This window comes from Nocardia sp. NPDC050630, from assembly GCF_044457245.1.
Taxonomy (GTDB): Bacteria; Actinomycetota; Actinomycetes; order Mycobacteriales; family Mycobacteriaceae; genus Nocardia.
In genome coordinates this window covers 46,303-70,722 of the sequence record NZ_JBITGN010000005.1, presented here as the reverse complement: position 1 = coordinate 70,722, position 24,420 = coordinate 46,303, and the positions used below count along the sequence as shown (strand labels likewise).

At 65.3% G+C, this 24,420-nt stretch carries 24 protein-coding genes; 15 read left to right on the top strand and 9 right to left on the bottom strand.

Going from position 1 to position 24,420, the window contains the following annotated elements; all coding sequences use genetic code 11:
• Nucleotides 1–48: 48 nt before the first annotated feature.
• Nucleotides 49–804 carry a hypothetical protein gene (locus ACIBG0_RS15250; RefSeq protein WP_397032829.1) on the bottom strand — a complete coding sequence of 252 codons (756 nt, stop codon included), beginning with the start codon at nt 802–804 and terminating at the stop codon, nt 49–51.
• A 116-nt stretch (nt 805–920) separates the two neighbouring features.
• Between ACIBG0_RS15250 and ACIBG0_RS15245 the strand changes: the two genes are divergently transcribed.
• Nucleotides 921–1,079, top strand: coding sequence for a hypothetical protein (locus ACIBG0_RS15245; RefSeq protein WP_327096614.1), 159 nt, complete (start codon nt 921–923; stop codon nt 1,077–1,079).
• Nucleotides 1,080–1,124: 45 nt separating this feature from the next.
• On the opposite strand, the gene glpD is transcribed toward ACIBG0_RS15245, so the two are convergent.
• Complete coding sequence (gene glpD, locus ACIBG0_RS15240; protein WP_397032827.1) at nt 1,125–2,804, bottom strand: glycerol-3-phosphate dehydrogenase; 1,680 nt, start codon at nt 2,802–2,804, stop codon at nt 1,125–1,127.
• Between the two features lie 41 nt (nt 2,805–2,845).
• Entirely contained in the window at nt 2,846–4,366 is a 1,521-nt protein-coding gene (glpK, locus tag ACIBG0_RS15235; protein WP_397032825.1) for a glycerol kinase GlpK, read from the bottom strand.
• Between the two features lie 148 nt (nt 4,367–4,514).
• Between glpK (ACIBG0_RS15235) and ACIBG0_RS15230 the strand changes: the two genes are divergently transcribed.
• From ACIBG0_RS15230 to ACIBG0_RS15215, 4 genes are all read left to right on the top strand, one after another.
• Nucleotides 4,515–5,279, top strand: coding sequence for an IclR family transcriptional regulator (locus tag ACIBG0_RS15230; RefSeq protein ID WP_397032823.1), 765 nt, complete (start codon nt 4,515–4,517; stop codon nt 5,277–5,279).
• Between the two features lie 49 nt (nt 5,280–5,328).
• Complete coding sequence (glpK, locus tag ACIBG0_RS15225; RefSeq protein ID WP_397032821.1) at nt 5,329–6,834, top strand: glycerol kinase GlpK; 1,506 nt, start codon at nt 5,329–5,331, stop codon at nt 6,832–6,834.
• A 77-nt stretch (nt 6,835–6,911) separates the two neighbouring features.
• Nucleotides 6,912–7,796: a DUF5995 family protein gene (locus ACIBG0_RS15220; RefSeq protein WP_397032819.1), complete on the top strand. Its 885-nt coding sequence runs from the start codon at nt 6,912–6,914 to the stop codon at nt 7,794–7,796.
• A gap of 141 nt (nt 7,797–7,937) precedes the next feature.
• The gene (locus tag ACIBG0_RS15215; protein ID WP_397032817.1) at nt 7,938–8,408 is read left to right on the top strand and encodes a VWA domain-containing protein; all 471 of its coding nucleotides are present in this window, start codon (nt 7,938–7,940) and stop codon (nt 8,406–8,408) included.
• Nucleotides 8,409–8,439: 31 nt separating this feature from the next.
• Here the strand turns inward: ACIBG0_RS15215 and ACIBG0_RS15210 are convergent, their stop codons facing one another.
• Complete coding sequence (locus tag ACIBG0_RS15210; protein WP_397032815.1) at nt 8,440–8,715, bottom strand: hypothetical protein; 276 nt, start codon at nt 8,713–8,715, stop codon at nt 8,440–8,442.
• Between the two features lie 157 nt (nt 8,716–8,872).
• Between ACIBG0_RS15210 and ACIBG0_RS15205 the strand changes: the two genes are divergently transcribed.
• The 4 genes from ACIBG0_RS15205 (at nt 8,873) to ACIBG0_RS15190 (ending at nt 11,614) form a co-directional block, all read left to right on the top strand.
• Nucleotides 8,873–9,169, top strand: a complete 297-nt coding sequence (locus ACIBG0_RS15205) for a hypothetical protein (protein WP_397032813.1) — start codon at nt 8,873–8,875, stop codon at nt 9,167–9,169.
• Nucleotides 9,170–9,283: 114 nt separating this feature from the next.
• Nucleotides 9,284–10,681, top strand: a complete 1,398-nt coding sequence (locus tag ACIBG0_RS15200) for a DUF1254 domain-containing protein (protein WP_397032811.1) — start codon at nt 9,284–9,286, stop codon at nt 10,679–10,681.
• Complete coding sequence (locus tag ACIBG0_RS15195; protein WP_397032809.1) at nt 10,678–10,881, top strand: DUF1214 domain-containing protein; 204 nt, start codon at nt 10,678–10,680, stop codon at nt 10,879–10,881. The genes ACIBG0_RS15200 and ACIBG0_RS15195 overlap by 4 nt, the downstream gene beginning before the upstream one ends.
• Nucleotides 10,882–10,894: 13 nt before the next feature.
• The gene (locus ACIBG0_RS15190; protein WP_397032808.1) at nt 10,895–11,614 is read left to right on the top strand and encodes a hypothetical protein; all 720 of its coding nucleotides are present in this window, start codon (nt 10,895–10,897) and stop codon (nt 11,612–11,614) included.
• Here ACIBG0_RS15190 and ACIBG0_RS15185 read toward each other — a convergent pair.
• Nucleotides 11,595–12,065, bottom strand: a complete 471-nt coding sequence (locus tag ACIBG0_RS15185; protein ID WP_397032806.1) for a group II truncated hemoglobin — start codon at nt 12,063–12,065, stop codon at nt 11,595–11,597. The genes ACIBG0_RS15190 and ACIBG0_RS15185 overlap by 20 nt on opposite strands.
• A 272-nt stretch (nt 12,066–12,337) precedes the next feature.
• Here ACIBG0_RS15185 and ACIBG0_RS15180 point away from each other — a divergent pair, with 272 nt between their 5' ends.
• Nucleotides 12,338–13,567 carry a cytochrome P450 gene (locus ACIBG0_RS15180; RefSeq protein WP_397033402.1) on the top strand — a complete coding sequence of 410 codons (1,230 nt, stop codon included), beginning with the start codon at nt 12,338–12,340 and terminating at the stop codon, nt 13,565–13,567.
• Nucleotides 13,568–13,575: 8 nt separating this feature from the next.
• Complete coding sequence (locus ACIBG0_RS15175) at nt 13,576–14,301, top strand: TetR/AcrR family transcriptional regulator (protein ID WP_397032805.1); 726 nt, start codon at nt 13,576–13,578, stop codon at nt 14,299–14,301.
• Here ACIBG0_RS15175 and ACIBG0_RS15170 read toward each other — a convergent pair.
• Both ACIBG0_RS15170 and ACIBG0_RS15165 read right to left on the bottom strand, forming a co-directional pair.
• Nucleotides 14,291–15,055 (bottom strand): SDR family oxidoreductase, encoded by a 765-nt coding sequence (locus ACIBG0_RS15170; RefSeq protein ID WP_397032803.1) that lies wholly within the window; start codon nt 15,053–15,055, stop codon nt 14,291–14,293. The genes ACIBG0_RS15175 and ACIBG0_RS15170 overlap by 11 nt on opposite strands.
• 130 nt (nt 15,056–15,185) lie before the next feature.
• Nucleotides 15,186–17,129 carry a TerD family protein gene (locus ACIBG0_RS15165; protein ID WP_397032801.1) on the bottom strand — a complete coding sequence of 648 codons (1,944 nt, stop codon included), beginning with the start codon at nt 17,127–17,129 and terminating at the stop codon, nt 15,186–15,188.
• A 148-nt stretch (nt 17,130–17,277) separates the two neighbouring features.
• On the opposite strand from ACIBG0_RS15165, the gene ACIBG0_RS15160 reads away from it, so the two are divergent.
• Entirely contained in the window at nt 17,278–17,766 is a 489-nt protein-coding gene (locus ACIBG0_RS15160; RefSeq protein WP_397032799.1) for a hypothetical protein, read from the top strand.
• Between the two features lie 32 nt (nt 17,767–17,798).
• On the opposite strand, the gene pabB is transcribed toward ACIBG0_RS15160, so the two are convergent.
• The gene (gene pabB / locus ACIBG0_RS15155) at nt 17,799–19,883 is read right to left on the bottom strand and encodes an aminodeoxychorismate synthase component I (RefSeq protein ID WP_397032798.1); all 2,085 of its coding nucleotides are present in this window, start codon (nt 19,881–19,883) and stop codon (nt 17,799–17,801) included.
• Between the two features lie 80 nt (nt 19,884–19,963).
• On the opposite strand from pabB, the gene ACIBG0_RS15150 reads away from it, so the two are divergent.
• From ACIBG0_RS15150 to ACIBG0_RS15140, 3 genes are all read left to right on the top strand, one after another.
• A complete protein-coding gene (locus tag ACIBG0_RS15150; protein WP_397032796.1) occupies nt 19,964–21,013 on the top strand; it encodes a phosphotransferase family protein in 1,050 nt (349 codons plus the stop codon).
• 75 nt (nt 21,014–21,088) lie between these two features.
• Nucleotides 21,089–21,664 carry a DinB family protein gene (locus tag ACIBG0_RS15145; RefSeq protein ID WP_397032794.1) on the top strand — a complete coding sequence of 192 codons (576 nt, stop codon included), beginning with the start codon at nt 21,089–21,091 and terminating at the stop codon, nt 21,662–21,664.
• A gap of 174 nt (nt 21,665–21,838) precedes the next feature.
• On the top strand, nt 21,839–22,969 hold the full coding sequence (locus tag ACIBG0_RS15140) for an NDMA-dependent alcohol dehydrogenase (RefSeq protein ID WP_397032793.1): 1,131 nt from the start codon (nt 21,839–21,841) through the stop codon (nt 22,967–22,969).
• A gap of 193 nt (nt 22,970–23,162) precedes the next feature.
• Here ACIBG0_RS15140 and ACIBG0_RS15135 read toward each other — a convergent pair whose 3' ends face one another.
• On the bottom strand, nt 23,163–24,350 hold the full coding sequence (locus ACIBG0_RS15135) for a serine hydrolase domain-containing protein (protein ID WP_397032792.1): 1,188 nt from the start codon (nt 24,348–24,350) through the stop codon (nt 23,163–23,165).
• Nucleotides 24,351–24,420 lie beyond the last annotated feature (70 nt).

The window sequence follows — 24,420 nt, the reverse complement described above, 5'->3', positions numbered from 1 at the left end:
GTCCACCCGCGGCAACGGTCATACCTGGCAATTGCCGCGCAACGTACGTTATGCGATTGTCGGTTGCTCCTGGAGCGGTATCGGGGTGACTGCACCTTCGATCGCGCCGACCGCAGCGCCGACGGCTGCGCCGGCCGCCGCGGCCGGTACGGCGATCACCCCGTAGCCGATGGCCGCCCCGATGACGGGGACGACCACCAGTCCCGCGGGGAGGAAGGGAATTCCGGCGATGAAACCCGAGGCCGCGCCGACGAGCGCACTGGTGGCCGCGAGCGGGGACGCCAGGGTGGCACCCACCGACGCGCCGATGAGGGCGTCGCCGATCATCGTATCGGCGACATGGTCGGAGCGGGCGCGGTCGGTTCCACCCGACTGAATTCCCTGGGACAGTGCGGTTTTAGCATCACCGGTCGCATCGTTGATCTGGGCGGCGTATTCGGGCGGCAGCCAGTCCGGGCGCTCCATCTGCAGATTGCCGATATGAATGCGATTGTCGGTGACAGGCGTCTGTGGGTCCTGGTCGGGTCGTGTCGCGTCCACGCTGTCGGTGGGGGCAGGCGCGGCGGAGTCGGGATCGGCCACCAGTGCGGTGGCGCTCCACAGCGGCAAGGATGCGAATGCGATGTTGTCGCCGACCGGAGCCGATGGCTCGATGACAAACCTATTGCCTACTGGTTGCGAGTCAGCGGTCGCGGGTCCGGCGCTGATCAGGATGGCGGATAGCGGTGCCGCACTTGCCAAGGTGAGTGCGGCGGTTCGTCGACCTATGGGGCGGATCCGCGCTGGCGCTCGATGTTTGCCCATAAATAACCTCATTCCGAACGAGGGATTGTTACTTACCTACATTCGGAACAGTCGATCTTCCGGATGAATATGTGATGTGGCAATTTATGGAGCCGGCGCCGGGGTATACGACGAGCATGACCGGACGAAAGATCGATCCGCGGACAACCGAGAACGCCGAGGGCGACTTCGCGGACGAGCACAGCAAACCAACGCATGCCGACGAACATCCGCAGGAGGAGCAGTTGGAAACCGACGAATCGACACCCGAGGGTTACGGCGGTTCGGACATCTGACGCCGACGGCGCGCGGTAGGAATCCATACCGCGCGCCCCGGGGACTCAGGCGACGGCGACCAAGCGCGCGGCATTGGCCGACTCATCGTCGGCCGCCTTGTTCGCGGCCAACTCCGCCTCTACCCGCTCGCGGTAGCGGGCGATCTCCCGATCCATGGTCGCGGCATCCCAGCCGAGTCGGGCGCCCATGAGGTAGGCCACCGCGGGTGCGGCGGTCAGGCCGCGGTCGGCGGTTTCGATCGAAATACGCGTCCGGCGGGTCAGGACATCGTCGAGATGCAGTGCGCCCTCATGGGTCACCGCATAGACGACCTCGGCGCCTAGGTATGCACCGGCACCGGGCAGCGACTCGGCCAACTCCGGTTCGGCCGCGATCAGATCGAACAACTCGCCGATGCCCGAGCCATAGCGACCGAGCAGATGCTCGACGGTCGTGACGGGCAGACCGGCCCGCTGCGCGACGCTGTTCACATCGGCCGCCAGCTCCTGGTATCCGACCGCGCCGAGCAGCGGCAGGTGTTCGGTCACCGACGGGGCGGCCGCGCGACCCAGCCCCTTGACGGCCGCGTCCACCACATCGGCGGCCATCACACGGTAGGTGGTGTACTTACCGCCCGCGATCACGAATAGACCAGGAACCGGTTCCGCGACCGCGTGTTCGCGCGAGAGCGTCGCGGTCTCGGCGGACGCGCCCGACAGCAGCGGCCGCAGACCCGCGTAGGTGCCGACAATATCGTTGCGGGTCAATGGCTCTCGCAGCACCGCATTCATGTGGTCGAGGATGTACTGCACATCGGCATCGCTGGCCACCGGATGATTCTTGTCCAGCGCCCAATCGGTATCGGTGGTGCCGATGATCCAGTGTCGGGCCCACGGAATCACGAACAACACGCTCTTCTCGGTGCGCATGATCAGACCGGTATCCAGGTCGAGCCGCTCGCGCGGGACCAGGATGTGCACGCCCTTCGACATGCGGACGTGGAAGGGGAAATCCACGCCGGTCATCTTGTTCATCTCGTCGGTCCAGACGCCGGTCGCGCTGATCACCCGGCGGGCGCGCACGGTGTATTCGCGACCGGTCTCCACATCGGTGACATGCGCGCCGATCACTCGCTCACCGTCGCGCAGCAGACCGGTGACCTTGGTGCGGGTCAGTACCGTCGCGCCGTGCTGGGCGGCGGTGCGGGCGATGGTCATGGTGTGGCGCGCGTCGTCGACCTGTGCGTCGAAGTAGCGGATCGCGCCGATCATCGCGTCATCGCGCAGTGCGGGTGCCAATTCCATTGCGCGACTGTGCGATAGGTGCCGGTGCATGGGCAGCGCCCTGGCGCCACCGATGGTGTCGTACAGCGCGACTCCCGCGCCGATGTAGGCGCGCTCCCAGACCCGGTGTTGCAGCGGCAGCAGAAACGACACCGGGCGCACCAGATGCGGGGCGAGTCGGTGCAGCAGCAGACCCCGCTCCTTCAAAGCCTCACGCACCAGCCAGAAGTCGAGTTGCTCCAGATAGCGCAGGCCGCCGTGGATGAGCTTGCTCGAGCGGCTCGAGGTGCCTGCCGCGAAATCCCTTGCCTCGACCAGGGTGACGGTCAGACCACGTGCGGCGGCATCGAGGGCGGCGCCGGCGCCGACCACACCGCCGCCGATAACGAGTACGTCGATTTCGTTGTCGCCCAATGTGTTCAATGCATTGGTGCGATAGTTCGAGTCCAAACGTGCGGACACGGTATGTCTCCTTGTTTCGGTACTACTGAGTCTGCGAGTGTTCAGTCGTCGACGTCGATCCAGTCGAGCGTGCGTGAGACCGCTTTTTTCCAACGGGCGTAACCGCGTTCGCGCTGCTCCTGGGTTCCGGTGGGGGTCCAGCGCTTGTCCTCGCGCCAGTTCTGTACGAGTTCGTCGGTGCCGCTCCAGAATCCGACGGCCAATCCGGCGGCATAGGCCGCGCCGAGTGCGGTGGTCTCGGCGACCACCGGCCGCGAGACCGGCACATCGAGGAAGTCGGCTTGCAATTGCATGCACAGTTCGTTGGCCGTGACGCCACCATCCACGCGCAGGGTGTCGAGGCGCACACCGGAATCGGCCTCCATGGCCTCGACGACATCGCGGGTCTGATAGCAGATCGACTCCAGCGTGGCCCGTGCGAGATGGGCATTGGTGCTGTAGCGCGACAACCCGACGATCACACCGCGTGCGTCCGAACGCCAATACGGTGCGAACAGGCCGGAGAAGGCGGGCACGAAGTAGACCCCGCCGTTGTCCTCTGCCTGCCTGGCCAGCGATTCGCTTTGTGCCGCACCGGAAATGATGCCGAGCTGATCGCGCAGCCACTGTACGGCCGAGCCGGTGACCGCGATCGAACCCTCCAGCGCGTACACCGGCTTCTCGGCGCCGAACTGGTAGGCGACGGTGGTGAGCAGTCCGTGTCGGGAGCGCACGAGTTCGGTTCCGGTATTGAGCAGCAGGAAGTTTCCGGTGCCGTAGGTGTTCTTGGCCTCGCCGGGACGCAAGCACACCTGACCGACGGTGGCCGCCTGCTGGTCACCGAGCACACCCGCCAGCGGCACCGCGCCGCCGAACGGTCCGTCGGCGCGGGTCCTGCCGAACAGTTCCGGATTCGATGATGGTGCGATGGTCGGCAGCATGGTGCGCGGAATTCCGAACAGGGACAACAGCTCGTCGTCCCAGTCGCAGGTTTCCAGATCCATCAGCATGGTGCGGCTGGCATTGGTCGGATCGGTGGCGTGCACGCCACCGTCGATGCCGCCGGTGAGATTCCACAGCAGCCAGGTGTCGGTGGTGCCGAAGACCGCCTCGCCCTTGTCCGCGTCGGCGGCGACGCCGGGCACATTGTCCAGGATCCAGCGCAACTTGCCGCCGGAGAAGTAGGTGGCGGGCGGCAAACCCGCTTTGCGGCGGATGATTTCGCCGTGACCCGCGCGTTCGATTTCGGCGGCGATCTTGTCGGTACGGGTGTCCTGCCAGACGATGGCATTGCAATACGGCCGCCCGGTCCGGCGATTCCACACCACGGTCGTTTCGCGCTGATTGGTCACGCCCACCGCGGCCAGATCGCTCGAGACGAGATTCGCTTTGTTCAGGGTGGACACGATGACCGAGCGGGTGCGCTCCCAGATCTCGGTCGGGTTGTGCTCCACCCACCCCGCTCGCGGCAGGATCTGCTCGTGCTCGAGCTGATGCCGGGCGATCTCATTGCCGCCGTGGTCGAACACCATGAAGCGCGTGCTCGTGGTGCCCTGATCGATGGCGCCGACATACTGGCTCATCGCCGTCCTTTCTGCCGCGGTTGCGGCCACCGCAGGCGACGTTACGGCCGGATTTCCGAAACGGACATAGCGTGCGTTCGACAATGCCGAACGGTTGTGATGGTCATGGCGTTCGACATCGTCGAATCGCGAGGATAGGTTTCCGCGTATGCCCGGTCCGATCCAATCGATCGAACGAGCGGCGGCCGTCCTGCAGCTGCTCGCTCGGGGTTCCGGCCGTCTCGGGGTCGGCGAAATCGCGGGCGCGCTCGGGCTTGCCAAGCCGACCGCGCACGGCATCCTGCGCACATTGCACGGTGTCGGATTCGTCGAACAGGATCAGGCCAGTGGCAAGTACCAGCTCGGCGCGGCCGTACTGCATCTCGGCACGAGTTATCTCGACAACAATGAACTGCGCTCGCGGGCGATCAACTGGGCCGATGCCCTGGCCGCGCGGACCGGGGAGTCGGTGCGAATCGGTGCCGCGGCGGACGAAAGCGTGGTGGTCGTGCATCACGTCTTCCGGCCGGACCACACCGAACAGGCGCTCGAGGTCGGTGAACTCTTACCGGCGCATGCGACCGCGCTCGGCAAGGTGCTGCTCGCCTATGATGCCGAGCTCGCCGCCGCTGTTCGCGGTGCTGAACTGGTGTCGCTCACCCGACGCACCATTGTCGATCGGGCGGCCCTCACCCGGGCGCTTGCCGCGGTTCGGCAGGCCGGATGGGCGGGGGAGACCGAAGAATTCCGGTCCGGGGTGGCCGGTATAGCGGCGCCGATCCGGACACACGGCGGACTCGTGGTCGGTGCTATCGGGATCAGCGGACCGGTCGATCGGCTCTGTGATCCGCAACTGCGGCACCGGCCGACGCTGGTCGGGCACGTCCGCGAGGCCGCGCATGCGGTATCGCGGGATCTCGGTGCGGGACACTGAATTTCGCCCGGCTCGACCAACCGAATCGCCCTCCGACAGGAAGTAACCGATGTCGCAACGCTATGTGCTGGCGATCGACCAGGGCACCACCTCCACCAGGTGCATCCTGTTCGATCAGCGCGCCCGCCTGGTCGGCGTCGCACAGCGCGAACACCAGCAGCACTATCCGCGGCCCGGCTGGGTCGAACAGGATGCGCTGGAGATCTGGCGCAATGTCGAGCGGATCGTGCCGCAGGCGCTGCGGGATTCCGGCATCGCCGCGGCACAGGTTGCCGCCATCGGCATCGCGAATCAGCGCGAGACCACGGTGGTGTGGGATCGCCGCACCGGTGTGCCGATTCGGCGGGCGATCGTCTGGCAGGACGTGCGCACCGACGAGCTGGTGCGCGAATTCGAGCGCAAGCCTGGTGCGGAACGGATCCGTGAACTGTGCGGCCTGCCGCTCGCCGGCTATTTCGCCGCGCCGCGCCTGCGCTGGCTGCTGGACACCATTGCGGGCCTGCGGGAACGGGCCGAGCGCGGGGAGGTGCTGTTCGGCACCATGGAGACCTGGCTGATCTGGAATCTGACCGGCGGACCGGACGGCGGTGTACATCGCACGGATGTCACCAATGCCAGCCGCACGCTCTTGATGAATATCGCCTCACTCGCCTGGGATCGAGAACTACTGGAGTTCTTCGGAATTCCGGCCGCGATGCTGCCCAGCATTCAGCCCTCGACCGCGTCCTATGGGAAGACCAGCCGTGTGGTGCCCGGCATCCGAATCGCCGCCGCGCTCGGCGATCAGCACGCCGCACTGTTCGGCCAAACCTGTTTCACCCGTGGGGAAACCAAGTGCACCTACGGCACCGGTGGCTTTCTGATGATGAATACCGGGCGTGAGCTGGTGCAATCCTCGCACGGTTTGCTCACCACCATCGGCTATCAGATCGAACCCGAACCGGTGTACGCGCTGGAGGGACCGATCGCGGTCACCGGCTCGCTGGTGCAGTGGGTGCGCGACAATATCGGTCTGGTGTCGAGCGCACCCGAGATCGAAACCCTCGCTCGCACAGTCGAAGACAACGGCGGTTGCTATATCGTGCCCGCTTTCTCCGGCCTGTATGCCCCGCATTGGCGCAGTGACGCAAGAGGCCTCGTCATCGGCCTGACCTCCTACATCAACAAGGGCCACCTCGCCCGGGCCGTCCTGGAGGCCACCGCCTGGCAGACTCGCGAAGTCGTCGACGCCATGAACGCCGACTCCGGACTCCAAGCCCGCAACCTGCGGGTCGACGGCGGCATGACCTCCGACAACCTGCTCATGCAGATCGTCGCCGACGTCCTCGATATCCCCGTCATGCGCCCCTTCGTCGCCGAAACCGTCTCGCTCGGAGCCGCTTACGCCGCCGGACTGGCCGTCGGCTATTGGCCCGATCTCGAAGGCCTGCGCGGCAATTGGCGCCTCGCCGGTCAATGGATCCCGCACATGGACCCTATTCACCGCGAAGACGAATACGACAACTGGAAACGCGCCGTAGCCCTGACCTTCGGCTGGTCACGCTCGAGGCGGTAGTACTACGGTGACCGCGAATCCGTGGGGGTGACGTGTCACGACTCAGCGGAAACCTGAATCACGCTTAGACTTCGGCGATGCGAGCTTCCTTGCGCACGGCCGTCTTCGGGCTGATTACCGCGATGACCGTCGTGCTGATGCCAAGGGCTACGGCGCAGCCGGTTGATCCGGCGTTCTGTGGCACTCCGCTGTCGGTGGGCGAACTGGACACCATCGCGCAACTCTCCGATACCAGCACGCTGACCGGAGATGCTTCGCAGCGCTTGGAGACCGCGGTTACGCGCCACCATGAGATCACCGAAATTCTGGTCGCGCACCGGGATCGGCGCGGACTGTTTCCGCTCGGACTCGACGGTGTGGAGCAGGTGGCGGTAATGCCATTGCAGCGTGACCCCGGTGCGTTCCAGGATCGGGAGTACGCGCATGCGATCAGCCTGGAATTGCTGCGGCGATTCCTGGTCAATGTGCATGCGGCATTCATCGGCGCGCCGGTCGAGCCGCAGTGGGCGCGGTACTTCGCACTCGCTGGCCGGTGCGAGGTATCCCCTGCCCGCGTCGCCATGGCGGGCTACAACGCCCATTTGAGTGTTGATCTCGCGTATTCGGTCGCGACGGTTGCGAGTAGGCCGGAGAACGCGCCCGACTACTTCAAGATTGTGGACGCCATCGCAGCCTCCGGCCAGGTGATCATTGATCGGACCAAGCAGATCTACAACGGTGATCTCGGTCCGCTGTGGCGGTTCTATTTCGTCGGCGAGGGTCTGGACCTGTTGCTCGGTGCGGGCGTGGCGACCGGGCCGCTGCTTCGGGCCGCCGATCTCGGATACAACGTGGTGATCTACGGCAATGGCCTGGCTCTGGAGGATCCTCGACTGCACGATCCGACCACGGCCGAGATCCGGCTGCTCAGCGACTCCGTCGACACGGCATTGGATGTATTGACACTGCTCCGGGGTCTGTGAGACGCCTAGTCAGTACGGGTTCGATCGGGTCCGGCAAGGAGTCGCGGTGGGCATCTCACTCGTCAAGGGACAAAACGGTCCGCTCGCGGTGTCGAATGTCGTTGTCTCGGTGCGATCCATCGCCCCAGCCGATGTCTCGGCATGATGTCGTTCGCGAAACTGCCGGACATCACCGTCGAGCACGGCGAGGCGTGGGCCCAGACCTTCTTGCACCTCACCGGCATTCACCAGGGCATCGACTACGCCAGGATCGGCGGCCGCAATGACGAACTGCCGATCATGCGCGAGATCGTCGCCTCGCTGCGACACGGGGATGGGCCGACGCTGGTGCTGTTCTTCACCGATGGCGGCTTCGCGAAGAAGCGCGAGATCGCCGCACTCATGCGCGATGCGTCCCGACTGCCCGCCTTCTGGCAGTTCGTCGGCCTCGGCAGGGCGAACTATGGCCTGCTGCGCACCCTCGACGAGATGTCGGACCGGGTCGTGGACAACGCGGTCTTCTTCGCCCTCGACGACATAGACCGGGTGGACGACGCGCAGCTGTATGCCCGGTTGCTGGGCGAATTCCCGGACTGGCTGCGCGCGGCCGGGCAGGCGGGCATTCTGGGCTGAATGCTGCCGGCCCGCAGCCGAAGTCGCGGACTCAGCCGATGACGGCGTTCATGATGGTGCCCGCGCTGGTGGCGATCACACCGCCGATCATGGCCCCGGCCACCATCTTCGGGGATTCCAGACCGCCGCCGCTCCACTTCTCCCAGGCGAAGCGACCACCCGCGTAGATGATGGCGCAAATGCCGGCGAGCAGCACGAACCAGGTGAAGTAGCGGACCAGTTGAAGAATCTTGTCGGACACCGGAGGGGCCTCGGGGGTGGGGTTGCCGATCTGCGCCCAAGTGTCGAAAACGGTGGCCAGGATCATCTCGTGTAGCTCATTCTGGATGCGGGACAGGGGGTTAACGCGCTCTGCGAGCGATGGTATCGGTTTCTCGGCGACCGCGCAGTCACGATGCCTGCGCGCTTGCGAGAACACTCGTTGTGCGGATCATGGAAAGGGCGTGATAGTCGAGGAGTAGACGATGAACATCGATCTGATGTCGATCGGCGATGCCTATGCGACGTTGGCGCAGATCCAGAATCCGACGCCGCAAGCTCCGCCGCTATCGGACAAGCTGCTGCAGATGGTGCGCTATCTGACCTGGTTCGCCCTGCTGTCCGGAATAATCAGCATCATCTATGCGGGCGGCCGGTTCGCCTGGGAGAAATGGAGCGGCAGTGCAATGCAATCGCCGAAGATGGTGGCGGGAGCGATGATCGGCGGTCTCGTGGCCACCAGTGCGGGCACGATTATGAATTCGATTCTCGGTACCGGCTGATCGGCGAAATCCCGGCCGCATCGCCGCTTGACCGATTTATGGCAAATATGTGGCTATACTCCGGCTGATCTCTCTCGAAGTTGTCCGACCTGATCGGGAAAGTAGGGAGAAGGCATGAGTATGTCGCGGCGATCTGTGCTGCTGGCCGGTGCCGTTACGGGCGCGGGCTTGGTCGCGTGCGGCAAATCGACGGACTCCGATAACGTGGCGAGTTCGAGTAGTGTGCCGCCGAGTGATCCGCGTTCGATCGCGACCGACGCCTATATCTATGGATATCCGTTGGTGTTGATGGATGTCACGCTGCAGTCGAATACCGCCGCCGTACCCGCCAATCGGATCTGGGCCGTCAGCCCGGTTAATCCCGGGATGAATACGGTGGTTATGCCGAATATCGACACCCTTTATGCCACGGCCTGGCTCGACGTGGGTACCGAACCGGTGGTGCTGCAGGTTCCGCCGATGGACGGCGACCGGTACTGGCTCATGCAGATCCTGGATGCATGGACCAATACCGCCCACAATCCCAGCAGCGTCGCACCTCGGGTGCGCGCCGGGCAGGATCCGCCGTACGGCTATGTGATCACCGGCCCCAATTGGGCTGGTGCGCTGCCGGATAACTTGACCAGATTGGCGATGCCCACCGCGACCGCATGGCTGATCGGGCGCGTCGAACTGCGCGGCGAGGCCGATTTCGCTGCCGCCGAGAGTGTGCAGCGGCAGGTGCTGCTCGCACCGTTGAGCGCTTGGTTGCGCGGTGACCGGCCGACTCCGGTGATCAACCCACTCATGACCGCGCCGATCGCACCTCCGCAGGAGGTCGCGCGCATGGACGGGCGCACCTTCTTCGACCGGCTCTGCGCACTGATGCTCACCAACCCGCCCACCCGCGACGATGCCCCCGCGTTGCAGCGGTTTTCGAAGGTCGGCATCCAGCCGGGCGGCACGGCTTATGCTCCGGTCGCCGATCTCAACGCGGCGGTGGCGGCTGGCCAGATGCGCATCCCGGACTACGCCAATCCCAAAGCCAGACGTGAGAACGGCTGGGGTTTCGCGACGAATCTCGGCTCCTACGGCACCGACTACTCACTGCGTGCCTCGACTGCGTGGACCGCACTCGGAGCGAATCTGCCGGAAGACATCGTCTATCCGGAGATCAGCGCGAATGCGGGGGAGTTGGGTGCGCCGCGCTCGTACCGGTTGCATTTTCCCCCGGGCCAGACGCCGCCCGCGCGGGCCTTCTGGTCGCTGACCGCCTACACAGCGGAGCGCCTTCTGGTGCCGAACCCTGCGGGCATCTACTCGGTCGGTCATCAGCGTCCCGTCGTACCGCTGCCGGACGGCTCGGTGGAACTCGCCATCCAGGCTGCCGAACCGGGAAGGGATGTGCCGTACGGCAATTGGTTGCCAATCCCGGAAACCGGCACCTTCCGGCTGGCGCTTCGCCTGTATGTGCCCGAGGAGCGCGCGCTCGATGGTCGCTGGCAGCCGCCCAGTCTGAACCGAGTCGGATGAAGGAGATTCGTGAAGGTCGCGCGCAGAACCGATCGGTCGAACTCACTGTGCAGCAGGAGGCTCCGGGTGTGAGCGTACCGGGCAACTGGCTGCCTATTCCGGCATCCGGCCAGTTCTCGCTGACTACAGGGCTGTATGCGCCGAAAGATATTGCCACCGACGGGCATTGGCTACCGCCTGCCCCAACTGTAGTGCCGTAGGAGGCGAGCAACCATGGGCCGCTTGACTTTCCCGATCTCGTTCGCCGTCGCGGCGGTGCTGGTATTCGCCGCACCCGTCGCCGCCGCCGAGGTGGGTGATGAGGACGGTGTGCCGTCGCGAACCGCGTTCTCCTTCCGTTCGGTGCTGCCCGGTGTGCAGTGGGGCACCAGCAACGAATACGAGATGCGCACCGGCTTGTCACTGGTCAAGCTTTATATGGTCGACTACGCGCTGCATCGAGGCGACGGTTCGGCGACGGACCTCGCGTTGGCGGAACGGATGATTCGCTATTCTGACGACTCCGCGGCCGACGCACTCGGCGCGAAGTATCCACAGGCGATCGATGCCATCGCCGCGGAATACCATCTGACCGCTACAAAATCGGGCCCGGCCTGGGGCATGTCGTACACCAGCACCGCGGATGTGGCCACCTTCCTGGCGACCAAAAAGCGCACCGAACCCGGTTCGCCGATCTTCGGCTGGATGGCCGCGGCGGGTGCGCAGGCGGCCGACGGCACCGCACAGGATTGGGGGACCGCGCGGCTGCCCGGTGTCCAGGGCAGCAAATGGGGCTGGTCGGACAGCGGACCGCTGGAGGTGGCCTCGGCATCGTTCGGCGAGACTTTCGCGGTCGCGGCCCATACCCGCGGCACACCAGAAGAGCAGACGGCCGATGTTTCCGCCACCGTGCCGTTTCTGCTACTGGCTCTGGTCAAGCGCCTGACGGGGTAGGTGGGGGCCGGTCGTCGCCGTCCCAGGTCCAGTGCGGCACCGCGCGGATCGGATGCAGTTCGGCATCTGATCTGGCATGCGAATTCTGTTGTGCCACTTTCGCGCCGAATTCGGCATGCTCGCGCACCGCGTCCCGGAAGGCCGGATCGTCGAACAGCCCCGCCTCCTCGAACGCCTCCAGATACAGCTTGGCGAAGCGCTCGCGCTGTTCGTCGGTGATTTCGAGGCCGCGGTGTACGGCGATGATGTAGTCGAAGCCGAGATTGCGGGTGAAACGGTCCGGGCCGCCGAAGGATTCGGCGGTGAACCAGGTGAGATGGTCGACGTGTGTGGGGCGGCGTTCGGTGAACTGGGTTTTCAGCACCGGATCGGCCAGCACCTTGTCGTAGAAGGCTTCTTCGACGCGATGCAATGCCTCGTCGCCACCGGCGTGCTCGTACAGGCTGGGCATGGGGGACCTCCGAACAGTGACATGTTGGTCCCATTACAGGCTGGTCCGCTCGGTCGCGTCCACGGTTTCGTGGATAAGCGATCAAGAGAGTTATTTATAGCTGATAGCTATCAATTACGGTGACCGCACCGCTGTCGCAACTGAAGTTAACGGGGTTTACTAAACGGTATTCACAAACTACTGGATATGTGGTTTTATCGGCTTCGGAACGTGTCCCCACAACGTCGTGAGGTCTGCAGCCCATGCCAGACCGGTAGGAGATAGCCGTGACCGTGACCACCCCGTCGATTCCCGCGGGATTCGACTTCACCGACCCGGACCTGCTGTCCACCCGCCTGCCCATCCAGGAATTCGCGGAGCTGCGCCGGACCGCCCCGGTCTGGTGGTGCGCGCAGTCCGGCCGGGCCAGCGGCTTCGATGACGGCGGCTACTGGGTCATCTCCAAGCTCGACCACATCAAGGAGATCTCGAAGAACCCGGAGGTGTTCTCCTCACACGAGAACACAGCGATCATCCGGTTCAACGAGGAAACCACCCGCGAGCAGATCGACATGCTCGGCAATATGCTGATGCTCAATCAGGATCCGCCGCAGCACACCAAGACCCGCCGCATCATTTCCAAGGGGTTCACCCCGCGTGCGGTGGAGAGCCTGCGCGCGGCGCTCACCGACCGCGCGGCCCGGATTGTGCACGAGGCCAAGCAGACCGGGCGCGGCGACTTCGTCGAACAAGTCGCCTGCGAACTGCCGCTACAGGCCATTGCCGAACTGATCGGGGTGCCGCAGGACGACCGCAAGAAGCTGTTCGACTGGACCAACCAGATGATCTCCTACGACGATCCGGAGTTCGACGGCAATCACCACACCGCCACCGCGGAGGTGATGGGCTACGCCTGGAATATGGCCGAAGAGCGGCGTAAATGCCCGGCCGACGATATCGTCACCCAGCTGATCAATGCCGATATCAACGGTGAGCAGCTCGGCTCGGACGAATTCGCGTTCTTCGTGATTCTGCTGTCGGTCGCGGGCAATGAAACCACTCGAAATTCGATCACCCACGGCATGAAGGCCTTCGTCGACAATCCGGACCAATGGGAGCTCTATAAGGAGCAGCGGCCCCGCACCGCGCCCGACGAGATCGTGCGCTGGGCCACCCCGGTGACCGCATTCCAGCGCACCGCCACCCAGGACACCGAGGTCGGCGGCCAGCAGATCAAGAAGGGACAGCGCATCGGGCTGTTCTACAGCTCGGCCAATTTCGACGAGGACGGATTCGAGGATCCGTTCACCTTCAACGTGCTGCGTAACCCGAATCCGCACGTCGGTTTCGGCGGCACCGGCACGCACTACTGTGTCGGTGCGAACCTGGCCCGGCTGCAGATCGATCTGATGTTCAATGCCATCGCCGATGTGATGCCGAACCTGCGTCAGGTCTCCGATCCGGTACGGCTGCGCTCGGGTTGGTTGAACGGAATCAAGCGCTGGGAGGTCGAATACGCTTGAATTCCCCTATGAACAGCGCCAAGCCGCGCGGGCGGGCACCGGTGGTTTCGGATGCGGATATCCGCCGGGTGGCCCGCGCACTGCTGGTCGAGCACGGTCCCGATGCGGTCACGCTGCGGGCGATCGCGCGCGAACTCGGCATAACCGCGCCCGCGCTGTACCGGTACTACAACTCGCGCGAGGACCTGTTGGAGAGTCTGCGCCTGGAGTTCTGCGAGGACCTCGCCGCCGAGCTGTCCGAGCAGATCGCCATGCTGCCCGATGACGGCGCGGTGCAGTTCTTCGCCATCTGCAAGGGATTCCGGCGCTGGGCGCTGGCACACACCAGGGAATTCACCTTGGTGTTCGCCTCGCCGGGTGCGGGCCGCGCGCGCATGCTGCGCCGGTTCGACGAACCGTTCGGGCGGATCTTCCTCGCTGCCGCCGGACGGCTGCTGGCCACCTACGATGTCGTGACACCGCCGACCGACGTGATTCCGGCGGAGCTGCGCGAGGACCTCGTACTGTTCCAAACCGAGCTGCTGGCAGCGCTTTCGGAGTCCGGACAGAAATTTCCAGCCGAAAAGCTCGACCTCGGTGTGACGTATCTGATGATTCAGATCTGGGCCCGGCTCTACGGGCACGTCACACTCGAGGTGTTCGGGAATTATCCGATCCCGCTGTCGAATCCGGAGATCCTGTTCGATGCGATGCTGGCCGACCTGGGACGCACAGCAGGGTTGATCAGCGAGTAGGTCGACGGGAGAGCCATTCGGCGTAGCCGATGCCGATCGCGTCGCCGTTGCCGTCCAGGCAGAGGGCGCCGGACCGAAGGGCGCGGCCAGCGCGTCCCGGGATCGGCACCGGGAGCGCAAGCAACTTGCGGCCGGTGTGTTCGCGGTAGATGTCGGCGAGTTCGGTGAGGGTATGCACGGTCGGACCGGCGATATCCGGGACGCGTCCGGCCGGGCCGTTGTCCACCGCATCGGCGAGCCTTGTCGCTACGGCGTCGACATCGATCGGCTGTATCTTCGCCGTCGAGCGCGGTGCGATCCGCCAGCGTGCCGACGCGGCGAGGATTCCGGTGACGAGTTCGTGGAATTGGCTGGCGCGCAATAGTGTCCAGGGAATCTCGCCGGTGGTGACCACCTGTTCCTGCTCCACCTTCGCGTTGTAATAGCCGAAGGGGACGAGATCGCAACCGACGATGGAGATTTCGACGTGGTGGCCGATACCTGCCTGCTGCTCGGCCGCAAGGAGGCGACGCACGCCATCCACCATCACCGATCGGGTTCGGCTGCGCGCGCTGACCGCGTCGACGACGGTGTCGCAGCCCTCCAGTGCGGGCTCCAGGCCGGAGCCGGTGGCGAGATCCGCGGCGTGGTGTTCCACGGTCTGATCTGCCGGGGCGCTCCGGCTCACCACGCGAACCCGATGTCCGCGCGCATTCAGCTCTCGTACCACCGAGGCCCCTAGTACCCCGGTCCCGCCGATAACCGCTACCTGCATTGATCCTCCCAAACGACGCTGTTCGGTATTGGACGCTACGGTGACACGCCGGAGCGCTCAACGTGCTTCATCACATATGCATTGTTCGCCACATCGGTGTTCCGGTGCGCGATGGCGTGCGGTATCCGGATCAGATCCGCGCCCCCTTTGCGCGGTTGCAGGCGCGACAGAGAATCTGCAGATTGGTCGCACTGGTCGCACCACCGCGACTCAGCGGAATGATGTGATCGAATTCCAAGTAGTGGCCATCGCCGCATTCGACGCACTTGCCGCCGTCGCGTTGCCACACCTCGGCCTTGACCTCCTGTGGGATGCTGCGTGTGTCGCGCTGGCCAGGGGTGAGGACCAGGCGTTTGGCGACCCGAAGCGCCCCTTCCAGGGCGGCCGCGACGTAATCCGGATCCTCGACATCGAAGGTGGCCCCACCACGGGACGAGGTCGCCGCGACGACCACCCAACGCTGCTCGACATGCACCGAAACCACCCGGTTCCAAGGCAATTCGGTGCCGGTATCGGTACCGACGAACCTCAGTTTCTTATTACTGGCGATCAGTCTGCCGTCGGTGAGTTTCGGTCCCTTCGCGAGCTGGCGGACGTGCACGGCGGGCAGATCGACATGCACCTTCTCCTCCGGATCCAGATGCAGGCCCGGCGTTCGCACCACCGGCAGATCACCGCCGCGCAACCGCGACAGCGTGCGCCCGCGATACATCCGCCTGCGCAGATCCTCGACCAGAGGTCCGCTGAGCGCCAATTCCTCGATCGCGTACTCGAACGCCTCGAACTCGCGCTGCTCGATCTCGCCATCCGCGAAGGCGAAGGCGACCAGCCGCTCGACGTAAGTCAGTGCCACATCCCGTAGCGCCGCCCGTCCCAGACCCTCGTCGATTCGCTGATACCGCAACGACGCCCACAGCGCATCCCACTCCGCACCGCGCGGCCCGGCCGCGGTCAGCGCCCGCCAGGCCTGGGTATGCCAGTGGGTGAGGAATTCCTCGATCTCGTGGTCGCAGCTCTGGCACGGCGCGAGCCCACCGAACAGCTTGCGGCGCCGGGGGTTTCCGCACCGTTGACAACTGCGCGGACCAGGCCGTAGCTGCTCGAATGTGGCACTGGTCCATTCGGCCCCATCCCACCAACGCATGCGCGCGGGGTTCTCGGGGTCCGCATGCCAGTCGGCGCGTTCGGGATTCGGCGGTGCTGGTATGGGCGGTTCCACCTCGTGCCGCTGGCGCTGAAGGTCCACTGGCCTGCTGGGCCGCGGCCGAGCAGGCCGTTCGTCCGTCGGGTCCGGGCGATGGGCGGCTCGGTCGCGGGGCCCTGTGGCGGCGCTGTGGCGCCGAGCCTGATCTGCGCGGTTCGCGCCGAGCGTGCGTGGTCGGGCCGGTCCTTCATCGGGCCGATCATGCTGTCCAGTGGGGGCTAGGTGGGTGCCCTCCTGGTCCCACGGCGCAGTGTCGAGCTGGTTAGGACCAGGTGAGCCGGTCAACGCCGTGCCAGTCGAAACACGTTGCTGCACTGGGTAAGCGGGTATCCGGTCCGCGCGCGAGTGATCGGGTGTCGGTTCAGCGGGGCCGTCGATGGTGACGCCGAATTCGGTGACCAGGCCGGGGAGTCCGCTGTCCCAACCCTGGCCGATCGCGCGGAAGCGCCACTGGCCGTCGCGGCGGTAGAACTCGCCGAACATCATCGCGGAGACCGCATCGGGATCGGTGATCTCGAATTGGGCGATCGGCCCGTGCGCGGCCTCGATGGTGAGGGTCAGATCCGCGATATCGCCGAAGGTGCCGTCGTCGATCGATCCGGCGACGACAATCCGCGCCACATCCGATTCGGTGCGCGGTAACGACACGCTCAGTCGAGCCGTTCCGGGTGCCGGTTCCTGATCGAGCGTTACCGCCTGCGACATATGTCGGGGTGCATTGAAGAACACCAGATCCCGATCGCTGCGCACGGTCCCGGCCTCCGCCAGCAACAGCGCGTGCGCATCCACCGCGTGCCCCGACCGCCATGAAATAATCACGGCAAGAAGGGAAGTCGGCACCGCCGCATTGGCCCCTTTACTCAGTTTCATCGTGCTCGAACTATGCCACGAACCACCGACACGCCGAATTCGGCGGTCCATACCTTCGGCGATGCGAGCGAGTGCCCGTCGACACGACACAAACCGATCGGTCGGGGATATCCGGCCCAGTGCGCCAAGGGTGCGGCAGAGTGGAGGGATGACTACCCCGAAGGGAGGCGGCCGCAAGGCCTCGACTCCGAAGGTGCCGGGTGGGCGAGTGCCGAGTCCCGGCGATGTTCTGGCGGCCGCGCAGTCGGCGGTGGAGGCGGCACAGTCGGCGGCGAGTCAAGTATTGGATGCCGCACAACTCACGGCTGGCCAGGCCTTCGATGCGGCGGTGCGCCTGCCACCCGCTTCGGCTCAGCTGGCGGCGCAGCTACCGGATCTGATCGAGAGGCTCTCGATCGCCATCGACCGGCTCAACTCCACCATCGACCGCCTGGACCGCACGCTGTCGTTGGCGGATCCGGCCTTCGCCGCCTACGACCGACTATTGCCCCGCCTGGAGGCAATGATCGGCCTCGGCGAAGACCTCTTCACGGCCCTCGCCAAACTCCCTGGCGTCTCCCTCCTCGGCCGGTTCACCGGCAAATCAGCCGAACCGCCGCCGCCACCCGAACCGCCGAAACGCCGCCGACGCAAATAGCGGCACCCCGTGCGGGCAGCCATGACGGGTGCTCAGTGGGGTGCGGCGCGGTGGGTGGCGGCGGCCTTGAGCAGGGTTTCGTGGTATTCGTCGGCGGGGTCGGAGTCCAGGACGATCGCGCCGCCCGCGCCGATGCGCCAGTGCCCGTCGTGGCGGACCGCGGTGCGGATGACGATATTGAGGTCGGCGGTGCCCGCCAGGCCGAGGAAGCCGATGGTGCCCGAATAGATACCGCGCGCTTCGGTTTCCAGTTCGTCGATGATCTCCATGGTGCGCAATTTGGGCGCCCCGGTCATCGAGCCGCCAGGGAAACACGCACGCAGACAATCGATCACGTCGACGTTCGGACGCAGTGTGCCGCGCACTGTGGAAACCAGTTGATGCATGGTCGAATACGTCTCGGTGGCCATCAATTTCGGCACGTGCACGCTGCCGACCTGGCAGACCCGACCCAGGTCATTGCGCAACAGGTCGACGATCATCAGATTCTCGGCCCTGGTCTTCGGACTGTCGGCCAATTCGCGCCGCAGCCGCTCGTCCTCGGCGGCCGTGTCCCCGCGCGGCGCGGTGCCCTTGATCGGCTTGCTCTCCACGGTGCGGGCGCGGTCCACCTTGAGGAAGCGTTCCGGTGAGGAGCAGGCGATTTCGAGATCGTCGAAGCGCAGATACGCCGCGTACGGCGCGGGATTGCAGCGCCGCAGCGTGCGATAGAAGTCGAGCCCGTCCGATTCGCCGGCCGCCATGGACGCGGTGTCGGTAATGCAGATTTCGTAGGACTCGCCCGCATGTAGCCGCTCCTGGCACACCGCGATATCGGCGAGATACCGCTCCCGCCCGCGGGCGAACAGCGGTGCGACGGCGGCGGTATCGGAGCGCACCTCGAGTGTCGGCGGATTGGCCCACGTTGGCAGGGATTCCAGGATCTCGCGGGTATCGCGCAACCAATCCGCGCCGGCCCGAAGGGCTTCCGGCGTTGGATCGGTGAGTGCGAGCAGATGGGTGCGACCACCGACATGGTCCACGACCACGATCCGGTCGGCGAAGATCCACTGCGCGTCCGGCGTCGAGGCCCGATGCGTGGCATTCGCGCCGCAATCGGCCTTCACCTCATAGCCCAGGTATCCGACGTATCCACACGCGAAATCGAAAGGCAGATCGGGTAGTTCGGTATGTCTCAGGTGTAGCTGTCCGGCGAGATAGTCGAGAATTCCGCCGGGTACGGTCCGCCGATTCCCGTCCGAGGATTCGACCGTCACCTTGTTCTCACCGACCCGGTAGCGGATCACCTCGGCCAGCGGCCCGCTGGCATCGCCGAGAAAGGAGAACCGATCCAGTCCCGGTTCGACATGTTCGCTGTCGAGCCAGAATGCGGTGGGGGAGTTGCCATATAGCCGCAGGAACGCTGCCTCGGTATCGATCGCCCGCTCGATCACGGCATGCCGCAGTTGCCAGGAGCGCCGGGATTCGCGGAACTCGTGTCTACCCGTGAGTGGCTCGGCATTCTCGAACGGCGCGATAATGCTTGATCTAATCCGCTGGCCCGCAGTAAGTTTCGCGAAATTGCCGAGCAATGCCGCACCGTACTCGCTGGCGATCGATTCGGGATGGAACTGCACCCCCCACTGCGGTCTGCTTCGGTGCCGCACGCCCATGATCACACCATCGGCCGCGACGGCGGTGATCTCGAGACTGTCCGGTAACGGCCGCTGCGCGCACAGCGAGTGGTATCGCACCGCGGTGAAACCCTCGGGCAGCCCGGCGAACAGTTCGTCGCCGTCGTGCTCGATGTGATCGAGATAGCCGTGCCGCGCGGTGGGCGCGGTCCGCACGATGCCGCCCGCCGCGGCGACGATGGCCTGATGTCCGAGACAGACACCGAGCAGCGGCAGTTCGGTCTTGCGAATCACCGCGGCCGAAATGCCGATATCCCGACCGACATCCGGGCGACCTGGTCCGGGGGAGATGACGACGTTGTCGAAGCGTTCCAGTCGCAGCCGGGCGATATCGTCGACCTCGTCATTGCGCACGACCGTCGGTTCTTCCCCGTTCACCTCGCTGATCAGCTGATACAGGTTGTAGGTGAACGAGTCGTAATTGTCGATCAAGAGCGTGCGCATCGTGCCACGAACCCTACGCCGCGCCGGTCGGCATAAACTGTTGTCACGCGCCTTCAGTTGGGTTCGGCGCGTGGTGCACAATGTGGAACATGTCAGAGGTGGACCGCGAGATCGTCGACTTCGCCGTCGTCGGTAAATGGATGGACGAGCAGGGCCTGCCTGCCGGTGAGTTCGAGGATGTGACCACGCTCGGCGGCGGCACGCAGAACATCATGCTGCGCTTCGCACGCGGGGGTCGCGACTACGTGCTGCGTCGCGGTCCGAAACATCTGCGCGCCAAGAGCAATGACGTCATCCGGCGCGAGGCCCGGTTGCTCGGCGCGCTCGACGGAACCGGTGTGCGCGCGCCGAAGGTGATCGCCGCCTGCCCGGACGAATCCGTTCTCGGCGCGGTGTTCTACCTGATGGAGCCCATTACCGGCTTCAATCCGCAGAATGAACTGCCGCTGCTGCACGCGGGCGATCCGGAGATCCGGCGGCAGATGGGCCTGTCGGCGGTGGAGGCCATCGCCCGTCTCGGCTCGCTCGACTATCAGGCGCTCGGCCTGCAGGACTACGGCAAACCGGACGGCTTCCTGGAGCGTCAGGTGCCGCGCTGGCTCGGCGAACTCGAGTCCTATTCGGCCAATGCGGGGTATCCGGGCCCGGAGATTCCTGGCGTGCGGCAGGTTGGGGAGTGGCTGGATCGGAATCGGCCCGCGCAGTGGACGCCCGGCATCCTGCACGGCGACTGCCACCTGGCCAACATGATGTTCTCCTACGACGGCCCGGACGTTGCTGCGATGGTGGACTGGGAGATGTCGACCATCGGCGACCCGCTGCTCGACCTCGGTTGGCAGATCGCGACTCGTCCGGAGCCGGGCACAACGGGGGCGGCGCTGATCGGCAAGCTCGGCGCCGTCGGGGGTCTGCCGACGCCGGAGGAGATGGTCGGGCATTACGGCACGTTCTCCGGTCGCGACCTGAGCAATGTCACCTGGTACACCGTGCTCGCCTGTTTCAAGCTGGGAATTGTGCTGGAGGGCACGCATGCTCGCGCATTCGCGGGGAAAGCGCCCAAGCAGGTCGGTGACTTCCTGCATGCCATCACGCTCGAGCTCTTCGAAAGGGCGCGTCGGTTGACGGAGTGAACGCCTGTCGGGATCTTGCCGATAGCTGGCTGAATATCTATCGCTGAGGATATTCAGCCAATCTAGGGTAGGCGCATGCCGATCGTTCCCGACGTCAAGAACTGGACCTGGGTCCTCGAACGCTCCTGTCCCGAATGCGGATTCGACCCGGAGCCGATCACCTACGCGGCGGTGCCCGATCTGGCCCGCGAATACGCGGGCCGTCTGGCGGCCACGCTAGAGCGTTCCGACGCGGCCGTGCGGCCGGACGAAGCCACTTGGTCGGCGCTCGAGTATGCCGCCCACGTGCGCGACGTCTGCCGAATCTTCAGCTACCGCGCGGCGATCGCGGCTCGCACCGATGCGGTGGATCCGAAGGTTCCCGGGTTCGACGCGAACGGCATCGAGTCCGCGGACGATGTCCCGGTGTTCTCCAACTGGGATCAGGACCTCACCGCTGTCGTCGACCAATACGACAAGCAGGATCCGCGCAAGGTCGCCGCGGAGCTGACCGAGGCGGCCGAGGTCGTCGCGCGCGCCTTCGAATCGGTCCCCGAAGCCGCACTCGGCAACCATGCCAGACGCAGCGACGGCTCGGTTTTCACGCTCGAATCCTTGGCCGTCTACTTCCTGCACGACGTAATCCATCATGTGCACGACGTGCGCGGCTGAAGTCGGGCAGTATCACTCGGTGTCGGGTTGTCAGGCAGGTTGAACTGGAACTCGTTCGGGGTTTCTGTCAATCCGTGTCGACGAATTTTCGATCCGGTACTAGAACGCGTTCCAGTTTTCTCGTAGTGTGGGTGCAGTCACATAGAAGCCCGTGCATGCGAGAGGTCGACACGAATGAAGACGAAAGGCGCGATCCTGTGGGGGACCGACCAGCCGTGGTCGGTCGAGGAGATCGAGGTCGGCGATCCGGTATCCGGTGAGGTGCAAATCCGGATGGAAACCGCCGGTATGTGCCACTCGGACCACCACATCGTGACCGGCGCGACGCCGATGCCCGCATTCCCGGTCATGGGCGGCCACGAGGGCGCCGGCGTGATCACCAAGCTCGGGCCGAACTGCCCCGCCGATCTGCAGGTCGGCGACCACGTGATCCTGTCGTTCATCCCGGCCTGCGGTCGCTGTCCGGCCTGCGTGAGCGGCAATATGGCGCTGTGCGATCTGGGTGCGGGCCTGCTGATGGGGCAGGCCATCAGCGACGGCACTTACCGCATCCAGGCGCGTGGTGAGAATGTCATCCCGATGTGCCTGCTCGGCACTTTTTCGCCGTATATGACGGTGCACCACACCTCGGTGGTCAAGATCGACCCGAGTATTCCGTTCGAGGTCGCCTGCCTCGTCGGCTGCGGCGTCCCCACCGGCTTCGGCTCCGCCACCCACGTCGCCGAGGTCGCTCCGGGTGAGACCGTGGTGATCGCGGGCATCGGCGGCGTCGGCATGAGCGCGCTGCAGGGTGCGGTGCTCTCCGGCGCGTCCAAAGTCGTTGCCATCGACCCGAATCCATGGAAGCGCGAGCAGGCGCAGAAGTTCGGCGCGACCCACACCTACGAGAGCATGGCCGCCGCCATCATGCCGCTGATGGAGGCCACCGAGGGCCGGATGGCGCAGAAGGTCATCCTGACCATGGGCGAGATGCACGGCGAATACATCGAAGAGGGCCTCATCCTCACCGCCAAGGCGGGCACCCTGGTCGTCACCTCCATGGGCCGCATGGACGAGAACGACGTCAAGCTGAACAGCTTCCTGCTGTCCATGCTGCAGAAGACCGTCAAAGGCTGCATCTTCGGCGGCGGCAACGCCCGCCAGGACGCCCCCCACCTACTGTCTCTGTACAAGTCCGGCCAACTGAACCTCGACGATATGGTGACCCGCCAATACTCCCTCGAACAAATCAACGAGGGCTACCAGGACATGCTCGACGGCAAAAACATCCGCGGCATCATCAAGTACACCGAGGCCGACTGGTAAACCGCCGGGTCACCGCTCGGCGAGTTCGGTAGCGATCCAGGCTCAGCCCACACGAACCGACTCGCCGAGCGACGATTTCAACGCCCCCGGCTGCGGCTGCGGACATTGAGCTGGGGTGCCGCGCACGAATTCGCGTGCCGCGCATGAATTTGCCCGGTGAATCGGTGCGTGGCGAACCAAGACGTGCGCGGCATCAGCGGGTGCAGCGAAGCAGGGCCGTGCGGAGGTTGCGGCTGCGGATGTCGTCGAGGACGGCGAGGCCAAGGCGGTTCATCGAGTAGCCGAAGCCTAGGCCGGTTGCGGGGTCGGCGAAGCCGAAGGAGCCGCCTAGGCCTGTGGTGCCGTAGGCGCGTTGATCCGAGCCGAAGCGGAACGAGCCGCGGGATTTGCGGAAGCCCAGGTGGTAGCGGGATTTGGTGTGCAGCACCAGATCGTCGGCGGGCACATCGTCGGCGGCGGTGGCGGCGAGCCGATCGAGCACCGTGTCGTCGATCGGCAGCGCGCCCGTTCGACCCGCCGCCGCGCCGTACGTTTTGGCCAGTGACCTGGCATTGCCGACGCCATTGGAGCCCGGCATCTCCAACTCGAGCAGCTCGCGCCTGCTCGCCCGCGCCGGTGCGCCGATGCGTGGATTGGTCAGTGCCGCATGGGAAAGTCCGCGTTTGGCGAAGATCTCCGCGCCGATGCGCATCGGAATATCGCGCTCGTAGCGCAGGATGTCCATGCCCTCGGTTGCCGCCAAGGTGGCGATCCGGTCCATGCTCTGTTCGGCGGGTAGGCCGATGAAGAAGTCCGAGTCCAGCGGTTTCGCGATCTCCTCGGCGAAGATCTGGCCGAGTGTGCGGTGTTGCGGATCGGCGCGGCGCACGAGTTCGCCTTGGTACAGGCCGAGGGTGATGGCGTGGTAGCCGTGCCGTGTGCCCGGCCGCCACGCGGGCCGCTGCGCCGCGAGAATCGTTGCGAGACCGTCGAGGTCGGCGATCTGCCGCAGACGCACCACGGTATCGAGGCCGGACAATCCGGCCTGATGGTCGATCAGCTGACGCACCGTCACCGCGCCCTTGCCCTGCGCGGCGAACTCCGGCCAGTACTTCGCGACCGGCACTTCGTAGTCCAGCAGTCCCTTCGACACCATCGTGGCGACGACGAACGCGGCCATGCCCTTGGTGGAGGAGAAGACCGGCACGATCGTGTCGCGTTCCCACGGCAGCGTCCGGCGGCGGTCACGATGACCGGCCCACAGGTCGACGACCGGACGATCGCCAGCGTAAACGGCCACGGCAGCGCCGATTTCGCCGTGCTGGACGAAATTGCGGCGGAAGGCGTCGGCAACGGGGCCGAAACCGGCCGCCACATCGCCGTGGATGGTGGGTGCGCTCATGATCGGTTGATGGTACCGGCGGTACCGACATTTCCGTGCGGACGGTGCGGACACGCCGGGATCGGGCGTC